At 66.7% G+C, this 13695-nt stretch carries 14 protein-coding genes; 8 read left to right on the forward strand and 6 right to left on the reverse strand.

What is annotated here, in order from left to right; genetic code table 11:
- Nucleotides 1-24: 24 nt before the first annotated feature.
- The gene (locus AB0K02_RS24155; RefSeq protein WP_365994663.1) at nt 25-492 is read right to left on the reverse strand and encodes an SMI1/KNR4 family protein; all 468 of its coding nucleotides are present in this window, start codon (nt 490-492) and stop codon (nt 25-27) included.
- Nucleotides 493-596: 104 nt separating this feature from the next.
- Here AB0K02_RS24155 and AB0K02_RS24160 point away from each other — a divergent pair, with 104 nt between their 5' ends.
- Entirely contained in the window at nt 597-866 is a 270-nt protein-coding gene (locus AB0K02_RS24160; RefSeq protein ID WP_365994595.1) for a hypothetical protein, read from the forward strand.
- A 239-nt stretch (nt 867-1105) separates the two neighbouring features.
- On the opposite strand, the gene AB0K02_RS24165 is transcribed toward AB0K02_RS24160, so the two are convergent.
- Complete coding sequence (locus tag AB0K02_RS24165) at nt 1106-1618, reverse strand: hypothetical protein (RefSeq protein WP_365994596.1); 513 nt, start codon at nt 1616-1618, stop codon at nt 1106-1108.
- Between the two features lie 199 nt (nt 1619-1817).
- Here AB0K02_RS24165 and AB0K02_RS24170 point away from each other — a divergent pair, with 199 nt between their 5' ends.
- Complete coding sequence (locus tag AB0K02_RS24170) at nt 1818-2204, forward strand: hypothetical protein (protein WP_365994597.1); 387 nt, start codon at nt 1818-1820, stop codon at nt 2202-2204.
- A gap of 536 nt (nt 2205-2740) precedes the next feature.
- Here AB0K02_RS24170 and AB0K02_RS24175 read toward each other — a convergent pair.
- The gene (locus AB0K02_RS24175; RefSeq protein WP_365994598.1) at nt 2741-4513 is read right to left on the reverse strand and encodes a hypothetical protein; all 1773 of its coding nucleotides are present in this window, start codon (nt 4511-4513) and stop codon (nt 2741-2743) included.
- A 1264-nt stretch (nt 4514-5777) separates the two neighbouring features.
- Between AB0K02_RS24175 and AB0K02_RS24180 the strand changes: the two genes are divergently transcribed.
- Nucleotides 5778-6320, forward strand: a complete 543-nt coding sequence (locus AB0K02_RS24180) for a hypothetical protein (RefSeq protein WP_365994599.1) — start codon at nt 5778-5780, stop codon at nt 6318-6320.
- A gap of 13 nt (nt 6321-6333) precedes the next feature.
- Here the strand turns inward: AB0K02_RS24180 and AB0K02_RS24185 are convergent, their stop codons facing one another.
- The 3 genes from AB0K02_RS24185 to AB0K02_RS24195 all read right to left on the reverse strand — a co-directional run bounded on the left by AB0K02_RS24185 (nt 6334) and on the right by AB0K02_RS24195 (nt 9162).
- The gene (locus tag AB0K02_RS24185; RefSeq protein ID WP_365994600.1) at nt 6334-6468 is read right to left on the reverse strand and encodes a hypothetical protein; all 135 of its coding nucleotides are present in this window, start codon (nt 6466-6468) and stop codon (nt 6334-6336) included.
- A 424-nt stretch (nt 6469-6892) separates the two neighbouring features.
- Nucleotides 6893-7798, reverse strand: a complete 906-nt coding sequence (locus AB0K02_RS24190) for a phosphotransferase (RefSeq protein WP_365994601.1) — start codon at nt 7796-7798, stop codon at nt 6893-6895.
- Between the two features lie 32 nt (nt 7799-7830).
- On the reverse strand, nt 7831-9162 hold the full coding sequence (locus tag AB0K02_RS24195) for a helix-turn-helix transcriptional regulator (protein ID WP_365994602.1): 1332 nt from the start codon (nt 9160-9162) through the stop codon (nt 7831-7833).
- Nucleotides 9163-9473: 311 nt separating this feature from the next.
- Here AB0K02_RS24195 and AB0K02_RS24200 point away from each other — a divergent pair, with 311 nt between their 5' ends.
- From AB0K02_RS24200 to AB0K02_RS24220, 5 genes are all read left to right on the forward strand, one after another.
- The gene (locus tag AB0K02_RS24200; RefSeq protein ID WP_365994603.1) at nt 9474-9962 is read left to right on the forward strand and encodes an ATP-binding protein; all 489 of its coding nucleotides are present in this window, start codon (nt 9474-9476) and stop codon (nt 9960-9962) included.
- 39 nt (nt 9963-10001) lie between these two features.
- Entirely contained in the window at nt 10002-10544 is a 543-nt protein-coding gene (locus AB0K02_RS24205; RefSeq protein ID WP_365994604.1) for an AAA family ATPase, read from the forward strand.
- Between the two features lie 729 nt (nt 10545-11273).
- On the forward strand, nt 11274-12803 hold the full coding sequence (locus AB0K02_RS24210) for a hypothetical protein (protein WP_365994606.1): 1530 nt from the start codon (nt 11274-11276) through the stop codon (nt 12801-12803).
- 47 nt (nt 12804-12850) lie between these two features.
- Nucleotides 12851-13309 (forward strand): roadblock/LC7 domain-containing protein, encoded by a 459-nt coding sequence (locus AB0K02_RS24215; RefSeq protein WP_365994607.1) that lies wholly within the window; start codon nt 12851-12853, stop codon nt 13307-13309.
- 1 nt (nt 13310) lies between these two features.
- Nucleotides 13311-13682, forward strand: coding sequence for a DUF742 domain-containing protein (locus AB0K02_RS24220; RefSeq protein WP_365994608.1), 372 nt, complete (start codon nt 13311-13313; stop codon nt 13680-13682).
- Nucleotides 13683-13695: the final 13 nt, after the last annotated feature.

Here is a 13695-nt window from a genome sequence, read left to right on the forward strand (position 1 = left end):
GCCCAGGTGCGCGATTACCCTGCTTCAGCACGCGGGTTCAGTGTCCAGGATGCCCTGGACAGTCAGCGCTCCTTCGATAGTTGCGCTCAGCCACTCTGCCAAGTTGATGCCCTGAGGCCAGTGCTGGCCCTCATGCGTGCACCACATCGGACCGGCGGGCTCCCGGAAGTCAACCAGGGACCAGATGGTGCAGCCCCAGTCATACACCGGCACCAGGCCGGCAGGGATCCGACCGGAGGGATCCGGTCCGTCTTGATATATCTCTGCCAGGTCATTCCAGTCGCCTTGGGAGGCTCCTCCGCGCACTCCCAGGATGCCCTCTGCCGGACCGAAACCCCCGTTCGCCACCTCCAAGTAGAGGCGCCGCAGCAACGGCGGGAGAGGGAAGCCAATCAGCTTCTCTGCCTCCGTGACCGCCTCCGGTGTCGCCGGCGCAGGCAGGCTGCCCAGACCAGCGCTACCACGGACAGCCTCAACGATCGCTTCATCCATCACGCCGGCAGCATCGCAGACCCGCCATGGCAGGTGACTCTGGGGCGTTGAAACGGAGCGCCAGTCAGACGTCGTGACGTTAAAAGACAAGCTAAGTTCGGCTCGTGGACAACACAGAGATCACGATCAAGCTCACCCCCGACGAGGCGCTCGTCCTCTCGGACTGGCTGGAGCGAGTTCAAATGACGGATCTCAGCCGTCTGGTCGACGATCCGGCCGCATGGGCCCCGATCCACAAGCTCGCGGGGACGTTGGACAAGGCACTTCCCGGGATCTTCGCTGCTGACTATGCAGAGCGTCTGGACTGCGCACGGCGCCGTCTGAGGGAGACCATGGGCAGCTTCGCTGAGGAGCAAGACGGCCGAGTCGGCTGACCTGTCCGTCAGCACGATTCCGCGAAAGCCATGTCGAGTGAGAAACCCACGGCCAGCGTTCTCAATGAACATGGCACCCCACCAGGTCAGCGGCTCGTCATCTGACAGATGCACGTCGACAGGACACACGTCAGCGGCATCACTCGTTCGGCCTCGCCTGGCTCCCCGGCACCCCCTCACCGTAGGACGCAGAGAGTCGGGCCGCGCTCCGGCCGTGGGGCACACGGACCTGGCGGCAGTCACAGGCCCTGAGCCAAATCGTTGAGGGACTGCTCGGCCTGCCAGCGGGCACGCACCACCCCGTCGCTGTCGGGCATGACAGCAGTGAACAGAGGGACGCGTTCATCGGCGTACACGGATAGAAGCGATGCAGCGTCGGCACCGGAGATACGGGCAGCCAGCCCCGGGAAGTCGTCTTCGTCAGCCACAGCGCTGTGGATCTGGCCGTCCGCGTCCTGCCAGACAGCCTCGACGAGGCCCTCGGTGGGCAGGGTGCCGAGAACTGCGCTGATGTCGGAGAACAGGGCTGGCCACACGGCCAGACGGGCACGGGGAGCGAGTCCGGCGCGAACCGTGTCGATGGTGTCGCTGGTGAGGCGATGCCATCGCGAGGCGTTCTCGACGTATCTCTCTTCCAAGAGGCCGGCGCGGCCACAGGCAACCGCCCGGTGCAGGCCAGCCCAGAACTCGTTGTCGCCTGGTCGCTGGACGCCTTGTTCCTCGGGCTCGAAGTCGTATGGGGAGGCGTCCATGCGTTCGGGAACAGCCGGAGCTCGCGGGTGCGGGCGAGTGCCACCCGGCACGGTCGGTTGCTGCTGACGTAGAGGTACTGGTCCCACCCGACGTGCACAGCGAATTCCCCCTCCCCTTCCGCCGGCACCAGGCACCGCTGTCCCGCAGCATGAGCCGCACAAGCTCCAACGCAGTATCCAGCGGCACCTCTGCTCCGTCGTGGAAGTCGGCAAGACCGCTCGGAAGCAGCCCGTCGAGCCCGAAGCCGTCCAGAGGCCGCTCGAGGCCGAATTGAGAGAGCAACGAAACCTGTGGCTCGCGGACGGCCAGTCGGACGATGCTCGTGTCCGCGGCGAACGCCTCGACCGCCTGAAGATAGCCCGCCTCGATCTCGCCGTGATCGCTGACGGTGTCCTCGGCGCCGGTGTAGTGCCCGTGATCGTCACGGTCGGCGGGGTCGTACTTGGTGACGCGGTAGACGTAGGGGAGTTGCACGTCGCCATCTTCCAGCGCATCCCCCAAGAAGTGCCACGAGATTTGAGACAAGGCGTCGGCACGCACTCTGAGACCGATCCCAAACATGCTGGTCAGCGCGCTGTCTCGTGACACCAACGGCGAGACCCTCCACAGCAGCAGCGGTGGTTCGGCCAAACCCGAGGCTGAATAGCCGCATCCGGTTACTGATGCCGCATGCCGGGCGCCCAGCCAACAGGACGCGATGAGGCCCGACCGTTCTGGTCGGGCCTCATCGGCGGATGGGGGCGGGGTTGCGGCTTGGCGGGGGAGGCCGACGGGCCGGGCTCAGGGTGCCAGCGGGCGGCTCTCGGGCACGGCCGGTGGCAGCGGACAGGCGGCGAGGGCGCGCCCCGTGGCCCCAGCTGGTCACCTCGTTCAGCGGATGCCTGTGTAGGAGTACATGGGAAGTTGCGATAGTGCGGCTCCTTGGTGGGACGGTCAGCCGCACGGCGCTCCTGGTCCGAGGCCTCGCGGTCTTGCTGCCGTAGTCGTAGGGCCGCGGTGACTTTCCGCCTGCGGCGTTCTTCCTCCTGCTCCCGCAGCCTCTCCTGTCGCGTGTGCTCGTCGCACTGATCGTTTGCCATTCTGGGTATCCCTTCTCTGTTCTGGCCTCATCGCATCGGTGTTCAGCGCACCGTGACACTGGCGGTCCGCTCAGCCAGCTGCGGCTGGGTGAGGTGTTGTGCTTCATCCCTGGTGGTGGCCTTGGACGGGGTGGTCTCGGCAGGTGCGGGATACTCCTCTGCGCGCCCGTTCCTGCCGGCGATGAGGGTCTCGCTCACTTCCTTGATCCGGTCCTGCTCGCCTTCCAGGAGTTGCGTCAAATTTTGAGCGGGAGGTGCTTCAGCAGTTGAATTGCGAGGGACACCGAGATTGCCCGGGTGGCGACGTTCCCTGGTTCGGTCGCGGCGCGGCAGCTCTGGAGGCGCGGCGGCAGGGGCGCGTTCAGCGGATGCAGTCGGCGAAGCTGCAACGGTAGTCGTTGTCTGGGCCTGGTGTGGCCCTTGATCGGCGGTGATGTCGGCGTTCCGTGCATCGGCGGTGAGGTGGGGCGGACCCGTAAGCTCCTGGGTGAAGCGGTCCTTGACAGCGTTGAGGAAGGCCGCATCGCGGTGGTAGGGATTGTTTTCCACCCGTCGGCGCAGTGCTGCGATGAGGGCGAGCCGTGTTTCCTCTGGAGTGTTGGTCTCCATTCCGGCGACGTATTCTGCGGGCAGATAGAAGGGAAAGGGGCGGGTGCCCCACTCCTGATCTCCGTGTATGGCTGCGTGGAGGTCTCTCTGGGCGAGGAGGAACCGGATCTGCAGGTCCGTGCGGACTTCCGGTAGCAGGTGCTTCGCGCGCAGTTCCATGACAACGGCATGTGACTCTTCGTAGAGCGCCCCAATGTAGCGATCGGGCGGATCGGATTCGTAGTGGCCTAGCTCGCGTTGCTCGTCCGCGCCAAGGGTTCCTCGCATGCGTTCGAGGCGCTGCTCCGCGTAGTGGACGATCATGGAAGCGATGGTGCGGCGCCCCTCGCCACTCCGGCCTTGGTTGTCGTAGCGCCGCATCACGGCCCTCGCGCTCGCCGAGATGATCTCGAAGCCGCGAAGCTGGGCTGCTTCGACCATGCCGTGGAGGCGCACGTCGAGGGTCAGGCGGTGTGCGGCGCGCCGGGCCTGTGCGGCGAGTTCGCTCAGGGCGGTCATCAGCCGGGAGGCTTCGGCGAGCTCTGGATCGGCCGTGGCGCCAAGGCTGAGGGCGCTGTCCAGGGCGGGGTCGTCCGGGGTGTCTAGGTCTACGTCCTGGGTACTGGCTTGGGCCGGTTCGGCGCGCTGCAGTTCCTTGTTCAGTTTGTGTATGTGCGCGATGAGCAAGCGTGGGGTGTCGAGGGCCTGTCCGTCCTCGAGGCCCGCTGCCTGGGCGGCGTGGGTCTCTGCAGCCCTGACGAGGGCGTGCACGGCCTCGGCGGCAGGGGAGTCCTGCAGGTTCCGGTTCGCGAGGTAGCTGCTGACCTGTGCGGCGTGTCGGGCGATGAGACTGGCGGCCAGGGTCGTGATTCGGGCGGCCTGTATCGCCGCCTGAGGAGTGCGCTCGGCTTGCCCGTTCAAGTCGCGGAGTGTCTCGGTGGCTTGCCGGTGGATCTGGGTGAGGGCGTTCCAGCCGGGCTGGCTGAAGTAGATGCCAAAGTTGGCGTACGCGCGGCCTATCGCCTCATCCAGGCCACTGAGGTCACGGGGGCCGGTGGCCGGGGGTGCCCCCTGGTGTTCGAGAGAGCCGGCGCGGCGCACGCCTGGCGGGTTCTCCAGCTTGGCCCGGCGCTCGAGGATGTCCAGCATCTCATCCGCGGACGCCGCGGCGCGCAGCGCGGGACCAGATGTGGTCGTTGCGGGCTGGGTTGGGGTTGGCGTCGTCATCAGGATCTCCGCGTCGGGACCTAGCTGGGTGTGAGTGTGGTGGGCTGGCAGGCTGCTAGAGCGTTCGTCCCTGCCTCGTGGTGCAGGGCTTTGCGGGCGTGTGGCGTAGGAGTGGTGCGGTGCGCGAGGTCGGTCCCGCCACGGGTCTCGCTGCGTTCCTGTTGATCGGCGCGACGCTTGCGGCCCCACCGGTTCCAGATCCGCGCGTCGAGTTCGTCGGAGTCCATCCCCGCAGAACCCAGGCTTCGGTAGCCGGCACCTGAGACGGCTCGTCTAGCAGGCGGTGGGGGGCGCGGGACGGGCGAGCACGGCGTCGATGCCGGCCGGGCGTTCGCGGGGCAATAAAGACGTCGGGCGCGGAGGCGGACTCCACCACGGCGAGCCCGAGGACGGCTCGGGAGGAGGTGGGCCCGGTCGAGAGCGGCTCGAAAGTCCTCGGCGTGGTCGCCTCCCGAGTTGCTGCCGCCCCTGTCGTCCCAGGTGTCGACCGAGCCGAGGTCTCCATACGGGGGCGCTTTGGTTCTCATGTGCTGAGGGAGTATTTCCGGTTGCGGCCGCTTGGTCGGCAGTTTCACCGGAGCCTTCGCAGCAACCGAGGTGCGCAGCGCAGAGGATGTGGTTGAGCCCTGTTCCTGGGAGATGTTCGGTGCTGTGGACCCTGGATGTCCACGGGCATCCGCGTCAGGGCTGCGGCGCGAGGACCCGCGGCAGTCGGAGGAGGCGGACTCCGGCGCGTTCTCAGCGACAGCAGAGGGAACCCTCGGTCTCGGGGCCCACCTGCCCGATGTGCCGTCGGGGGCTGCGGGAGCCTCCTCGTCGCCCCAAGCGTCTGCGTGGTGCTGGAGCGGGAGTTCTTCGGGAGCGGTGGCCAATTTCGTCACCTCGTCGACGATCACGGATGGCGGCCGCGCCGCCTGCTTCCCCTGCGGCAGGTCAGTTGCCCTTCGACGCTAGGGTCACGCCCGAAGCAGAGGTGGTCCGAGGGGCAGCCCTCCCGCCTGGGGGGATGCGAAGCGCGAATATCTTGTGGCTGGTCCCTCCCTACGGTCCGGTCGCGCTAGCGGCCCCGGACCGGTGCCGGTCTGCCGCGCGTGGTCGCTGAGGTGAGGCTGGTGCTCGGGCTCCTCACCCCAGAGAAACGCCAGTCCGGGCGAAGGCTTCGGACTGGTGGCGGCGCCACCTTCGATCGGGTCACTAGAGATCTTCAATGGTGCGGGTTACGTCGGGCCGTGACGGTGAGCTCCGCCTCCGTCAGCTCGACGGCTTGAACGTGTTCAAATTCTATGCCAGGCTGCGGAACACGTCCTTGATCTCCCCGGTCGCGCACGCGACCTGTAGAAACCGCTGGAGGTGGAGCGTGTTGCGTTCCTGCCGGACCGCGCTGGTCCTCCTTTCCATGGCGCTCGCACTCACGGCCTGCGGCAGGATCTGGAACCGGCCGCCGCCCGAGGGCGAATCCGTCGTTCTGAAGCCGGCCGAACTCACGACCACATGGACCGACGCCGAGGGCGGCACCCTGACGCTGAAGCCAGATGGAACTTTCACCGCCACCAACGTATGCGGCGACTGGATGGGCGCCTCGGACGGGAACTGGACAGGACCCCGGTCAGGATCGGGCACCTGGAAAGACGACTCCGACAAGACAGGGACCGCGGTCCGGCGGTCGTTTGACACCAAAGGCCCCGAGGGGGATGACGTGGAAGATGCCCTCAGCGCTCTGCGGTATGGGAAGACTCTGATGCTCTGGACCCGCGTGGGCGACGAAGACAACGACGATCCCCACTGCATTCTGACTAGAGATCTTTGACAGCTGACGGCGGTCAAGAGTCGAGCCCGGTCTGGGGGATGAGACCCTCGATGAGGCGGGGGCGGTACTGCATCCGTTTCACCCGTGTCTTCACCAGCGCAGTGAGCTGGTCGAGGCTGTGTTCGGTGAGATTGGCCAGCGATCTCATCAAGTGCGACCACACGCCCTCGACGGGGGTTGAGCTCGGGAGCGTACGGCGGCAACTGGTAGACGGTCAGCCATAATCGGGCGGCGATCAGCTCGCGCAGGGTGCGGCTGACATTTAGGACGCCGGGGCCTGGCAGCCTTCAAGGGTTTGTCACCCGTCCGGCAGCTCACCCTGCTCTGGGCGAGATCTGTTTGAAGACGCGTCCGAGCCGCCGTCAACCTGCTGCAGCATCGCTTCCGCGGGCGAGTGCCGTTCACGCCTTACATGATCACCGGCGCCCTCGGCGTATCTCTGCGGCTGTCGTGAAGCCGTAAACCGAGAGGCGGTGGGCGCCCTGGCTTCAGGGCCACCACCCTCGGCTATCCGCGGACTCGGAGACGACTTCCCAGGTCAGGCCGCTGGCCGGGGTCAGGAGTCTAGCTCTCTAGAGCAGGTTCCAACGCAATGAGGCGTCGTTGCTCCGAAGGCCTTCGATGCGACGTTCCACCTCGGCCAGGCTCCCAGGCGCATGCCCCGTTTTGCGGGCATTTGTGGTTACCATGCGAAGTTCTCGAATGGCCGCGAGAGTGGTGTACCCGGGCCAGCGAACGATGTCGAATCCGTAAGTGTCGGCGAAGGCCTGGTAATGCGGCTGACCGTAGCCAAACCGCCGACAGTGAACCTCTATGGTGACCAGGTCCCATTCCGGTTGTCCCACAGCTACGGTGTCCCAGTCGCAGAGCACGGCACCGCCGTCGGGGGTATGCAACGCGTTCCGGTGTTGGGGATCGCCCTGGATAACCCCCTCTGGCAGGACAAAAGCTACGCCGCGAAGTTCCTCCTCAAGACGGTCGGCCAGGTCCTGAAGGAATCGGAGGCCGCTCGCTGGCACCGAGGTGATCGCGGAGAGGGATCGCCGGATAGCCCGGATGTTGTCGTGCTTGGGTAGCTGGAGCGGACGCGGTGTCAGGGTATGCAGCGCGTAGAGGGGCTTGGCGAGCTGCGCCGCATCCACCGGCTTCTCCGGCTGAGGAAGATAGGTCCAGAAGGTGGCCGCATGCTGACCGATGACAACTGGTTGATCAATGTCGAGCAGCGGCACGGTAGGAAAGCCGACGCTCATCAGTTCTCGAACGAACTGGACAGTTCGCGACACGTCCTCGATTCGTGAACCTCTCCGTGCGATCTTGACAACCACCGGCTCTCTGCCGAGACGGATGACGGCGTTGGTCTGCCCTCGCAGGAGGTGCGCGCCAGCGCTGTCGAGGCCAGCTATCGCGCAGACTTCCTCCAATATTTGGTACATCTCGGACTCATCGAACCCGCCGGGAATCGGTGCTGCTGCTGTCATGCGACCAGGCTCGCTGACACTCCTGCGTGCTGTCACCTTTGCCCAGGCGGGAGCGCGAGGATCTCGTGTAGCTCGCGTGCCGCCCGGCTGCCACGCACCGCTGCCGGGAGCGCCTGGATGACGTCGCGGGCCCGTTCCTCGACGATCGGCGTTCTGTGGGCCGGTACAACGCGCAGGAACACGGTTCCAGCCAGTTCGCAGGCCTCTGCCGGACTGTGCTCGAGGGCCAGGCAGATGGCCGCTTCAAGGCTGAGTAGCGTCGGATCGATTCCCGTCTCGGCGGGGTAGAGCGCCAGCGCTTGCGCCTGAGCCTTTCGGGCCTCGACAGTGCGGCCGAGAGCGGTCAGCGTGCCGCTGCGGTAGAGGAGGAACCGCCGCTCAGGGAATGAAAAGGCGTCATCTTCGCCACGCGATCCCACTTGCTCGAACATCTCTGCCGCATAGCGGAGGGCCGCTTCTGCGCCTTCACTGTCGCCTAGCTTCGCGAGGGCGCGCGCCTCGGCGGCTGCGGCGAACGCCCCGGTGGCGGTCGGCCGGCCGCGGCAAATCATCCGGGCGTCCCGTGAGAGCGCGACGGCTGCGGAGAGCGGGCCGTAGTAGAAGGGCAGCATGGCAGCTTGAGCTCGCACCCTGGCCCGCAGCTCCGTGTTGCCGCTGTCGTCTGCGGCATGCCGGGCGGTTCCGTACCATGCTTGGGAGCGGTCGAGTTCGCCCAGTTTCATCAGGGCGTCAGCAACGAGGGTTGCCAGCATCGCGGTCAGTTCTGAGAGCCGGACCTGCACGGCAGCTGGCTGGCGATCGGCCGCCAAGTTCTCAACGTCGCTCAGGTGGCGAAGTAGCACGGCCAGCATGGGGCCTGGGGGTGTGTAGACGTACTGCTGGCGGGCCCACAAGACCTGCTCGTCGAGGAGGTCGAGTTGACCGCTGCTAACAGTCGAAGCGGCCAGGGTCCGGTCGACCGCGCGGCGAGCTGCATCGACGGAGGTCAGGCGGTTTGTCAAGGACACCTTTCGGGCGACCGCTGTGGCTTCAAAACCCAGCTCACCGGGGCTGCATTCGTAGAATTCGCACAGAAGGGCGATGGCCTGCGGCTTCGGATGGTGCCGGCCGGACTCCCAGTGCGCCAGTTGGAATGCGTCGGCCTTCGGGGCATGTTCGCCGAGTCCCATACCGAGAGCTCGGACCCCCTCCGCTACTTCCTTCTGCGTGAGGCCTCGCGCCAGGCGATGAGCTCGTAGCGGCGAGACGGAGCAGTGGTCCTGGATTGTCTGTGCGATCTCGAGAAGGGTCTGTCCTGCGGCGGCGCCTTGCAGTCGTAAGCGCTTCGCGCAGGATGGGCCATGCGGCTTCACACGTTGTTCCATGTGAGGTTCCCTCCTCCTCGCTTCGTCGAGAGTAGTAATGATGGCCTCACGTTGTGTTCGGTTCCCCGTTTTCATCGCAGATCTGTGAAGCCAGTTGCGACTGCGTGATGCCCGCGTCGCATATCTGTGACTCGTGACAGTTGCCCAGCAGTGTCCTGTCCGGGGACTGTGCTGCTCTCGGAAATCCGAGACTCAAGCGGCTCAATGGCCGGCGGTCCTGAGGCCGCTGCTGGCGAGCCTGCGGGAGCTGTGTGGGCTGCTCTTCGGATGCCCGCGGCAGCTCCCGCCGTATAAGTGGGAGGTGGATCACGGTGACGGCCGTGAAGACGAGCCCAGCAGTGTTCCTGAGCGCTCTGGAGCGCCAAGACGGCGTCGAGCGGGCCACCGTCGAAGTCAAGTCTGAGGTCAGTTCCGTGCCGCTGGCTCGGCGCTTCGCTCGTGACTGCCTTGCAGGTTGGGGCTTCACTCGGGAGGGCGACCTTACTGAGCGCGTCGTTCTCACCGTCAGTGAGCTTGTCACCAACGCGATTCAGCATGCCCGGACCCGGGCCGCAGGTGAGATCGAACTCGTCGTGCTCTCCTGCTGCTACAGCCCGGGTACCGCTCTCGGGGTTTCGGTGACGGACAACTCCTCCACCTTGCCAGCGATCCGCCCGTCATCGTGCGACACCCGAGGTCGTGGCCTGGTGCTCGTTTCCGCGGAAGCGGACTGCTGGACGACTACGCAGAGCAGCGCGGGTGGGAAGGAAGTCTGGGCGTTCTTCTGCAGCCCGGCTGCCGAGCTCTGCACATCGGCCTGACACGCGCCTAAAGCCCTTCGCTTCGTATGGGAGACGTTGATGATCGTCGCCGTTGGCGGCCTGCCGTGGACTGGTAAGTCGACACTGGCCAGGAACCTGGCTGAGAGGCTGCCCGGGTTCCTGCTCGACAAGATCGCGGTGCGCGATCAGCTGTTCCCCGGCGGGCGCAGCACGGCATCCCGGGAACAGAACGACTGGTCCTTCGAAGTCGTTCTCACGGCTGCTGCGTGGAACTTGGAAGCGACACCTGGCGGGGTTGTCGTACTCGACGGCCCCCCACTCACTCGGGGGCGGGACGTCCAAGCTCTGAATAGGTTCGCGTCGGGTATTGGGCAGCCACTCAAGGTCATCGAGTGCGTGTGTCCGACCGAGATCGCACTCGAACGGGGGCGAGTCGAGCCGGTGCCCCGGCCAGCATCGATCGACGTCCGCGTGCCATGTCGGGAACCGATCCCGGACCCGAAGATTGTCGTGGATACCACCTTGTCTGAGGACCGCTGCCTTGCGCTAGCCCTTCAGGGTTTGCGACGGCCAGACGTCGGAGCGCAAGCCCCTATTGGGCTGGCCGGCCGGTTTGAGTAAGAGGTACTACCCCCAATCAGCAGGTACAGCTGCCACACCTGCCTTCCCGCAATCGACATGGGAGTTCCGCGATGCGTTCCTCGCCGAAGGTTCGTTCCATCGTCTCGACGGTGGCCGCCGTCGGTACCGGGCGCTCACCAGGCTGACGCCGCCGTTACGGCTGCTGACGGGTCGACACGGTCTCACCAGCCAGTCCCTGGACCGACCCGTGCACGGCAGGGCACCAGAACGGCCCCACCCCCCCAACCCTCCGACGGGAGCTTCCCGTCCTGACCGGAGAGCTGATGACTCCCCTACTGAGCACTCGCCACTCCTGGCGGCTGCATTTCAGCGAGACTCCCCCGCCTGACCTCCCGCGTGACTACGACGTGGTCCGGGTCAGCATGGGTCTGGGCATGTCCGCGATCGATCACCTTGTCGAGACCGGGGCAGCCGTCGGGCCGCTGCTGTGCTGCCTCGCTCACCGGATGCTTCTTGTGCCGGTCGAATTCGGAACCGCCGCTCTGTGGGGAGCCGCGCACTCGTTCTGTGACACCGGGCCGTCACTGCGGTGCTCGAGGCAGGGAGCGCAGTCGGTCTGCCACCACCGCTTCTGGGTCGCCCCGCCCGAGTCCCGGGCGTACGCGACCACAGACCCGCGGACTTTGCACGACTGCCTCAGCCTGGTGCGCTCCCAGATGCGGAACGCCGGACGGCGCCCGATAGGGCTTCGCGTACGGGAGATGTGCCATGTCTGATCCCGCCGCCCAGGTACCGGTGCGCAACAGCCGACGCCGACGCGCGCACGCCAGCACCAGAGTGGACCTTCCGCCCGCGTTCACCGCCAGCGCGCTCACAGGAGCGGTTGTGGCCGGTGGCTGGCTGATCGACGACTTCGACGTCCTGCCCACCCCGGTCGGCATCGCAACAGCTGTAGCCGGCGCCACCTGCGTGCTGTGGTGGACCGGAGCGCGTGCACTCGCCACCCGCCGTGGCCTGGCGCGGGAAGATACAGTCCGCCAGGAGCGTGACGACGCCCTCGGGGCCCTTGAAGCAGTTATTGCTGCCATCGATGAGGGCCGGCAGAGCGTCCGCTGGGCGGCCGAGCAGGCTGAACAGGGCGCAGCGCACACCAACTTCCCGCCGCCTGCGGCCCCGTCGCGCACCGGAGATGTGCGCACCGACGCGGTGGCCCTGCTGAAGCAGGCCTTCGAGGAGTCGTGGAAGACGGTGATGGCGGCAGCGAGCCGCCAGCACCAGAAGCTCAACGCCCAGGCGGAACTCGCCGAGATCTTCAAGTCGATCTCTCCTCGTCTGCAGAGTCTGGTCAACCGCAGCATCACCGTGATCTCCGAGGTCGAGAGGAACATCGAAGACCCGGAGCTGATGGCCGAGCTCTTCCGCGTGGATCACTTGCTGACCCAGATCCGGCGCGCTGTCGAAAGCCTCGCAGTCCTTGGCGGCAACACTCCTTCGCGTGACAGCGCACCGGTCCTGCTGGCCACGGCGATCCGGCGCGCCGTCGCGGAGATCCCCGAGTACCAGCGCGTGCGCGTGGCGCCGTCCCAGCACACAGCTGCCGCACTGCCGGGATACGTCAGTCCGAATGTGGTGCACCTGCTTGCCGCCCTGATGGAGAACGCCACCGCCTTCTCCAGTGACCGAGTGGAGGTCTTCACGCACCAGGCCGGCGGCGGGATAGCCATCGAACTGCTCGACCGCGGCACCGGCATGTCGCAGGGCAAGCGGGAAGCACTCAACCGTCTGTTGGCAGCCCCCGAGGCGGAAGATCCCCGCGCCCGCCTCCGGGAGGGCAGGATCGGCCTCCTGGTCGCCGCCCTCCTCGCGAAGCGCCACAAGATCACCATTCAGCTGGGGCCCAACATCGTCGGCGGAACCCAGGCCGTCGTGGTCATCCCCCCGGATCTGCTGGTTTCCTCCGACATGCAGAGCCTGAACAACCGGCCCGCCGCCCAAGATCCGCGTCCCTCCATGCCGTCCAGCCCTGCGCGACGAGTGCACACGATGCCACGCCCGGACGACACAGCCGAGCTGCCCCGGCACATCCGCGCTGCCCTGCCGGGCGACGCGGCCCCTGCCGCCTTGTCCCAGAGCGAAGGCCGACCGCCCCTGCCGCGTCGCGGCGAGGCCGAGAAGCGCGTTCCGCCTCCCGCCCAGCAGGCGCCGGCAGGAAACGCGACCAGTGGACTGATGGCGAACTTCCGCTCCCGCAGGCCGTCTGGAGAAGACGCCACCGCGCTCCAGCCGCCCGACGCCTGAGACACCCCCTGTCCGCATACACCCCCATCCCTGACCAGGAGACATCCATGCAGAGCGACGGCATCCCCACCCCTGGCACGTCCGCGCGCGAACAGCTCAGCGCACTGCTCGCCGCGCTCCTCAAGAGGGCACCCGGGACCACCGCCGCCCTCCTCGCCGCCGGTGACGGGCTGAAGGTGGCCTGGACCGAACAGCCAGTCGATAAAGCTGACAACACTGCGGCCGTCATCTCCGGCCTGTACTCGCTTGCGCGGCAGCAGTTCAAGGACACCCCGGGCGGAATGCGCCAGATAGTCGCCGAGCACGACAGCGGCCTCCTGTTCGTGATGAGCGCGGGCGTGAAGTTCACGGACGACAGGGCGGTGAACACCGTCCTGGCCGTCGTCGCCACACCCGACGCGGACGCAGGTCAGGTCGGCTACGAGATGGAGGCCTTCATCAGGGGTCTGGACGAGCACCTGGTCGTGCAGGCCCGACCCAACGCCTTCAGCGGGCCGGGGGTGTGACGTGGCGTCCGGCAGCGGCTGGACCGACAGCTCTTTAGGGGATATCCGCCCCTACACGATCACCGGCGGCCGCACCCACTCGAATCACCCGCTACACCTCACCACCTGCCTGATCACCCGGCCGGCCGCCCGCGGGGCGGCCCACCCGAGTCCCGAAGGCGAGGCGCTGCTGCTGCACTGCAGCGGCGCCCCCCGCCCCGTTGCCGAGCTCGCCGCCCGGCTGGGCCAGCCCGTGCAGGTGGTGAAGGTCCTGATCGGGGACCTTCTCGACTGCGATGCCCTGGCCCTGGCGAATCCCGAAGGCGCCACTGCCGGTCACGACGACATACAGCTACTGGAGGCACTGCTTCATGGCCTACACACTCGGCTCTGAACCAGGGAGCGCG

The sequence above is a fragment of the Streptomyces sp. NPDC049597 genome, from assembly GCF_040675505.1.
Classification (GTDB): Bacteria; Actinomycetota; Actinomycetes; order Streptomycetales; family Streptomycetaceae; genus Streptomyces.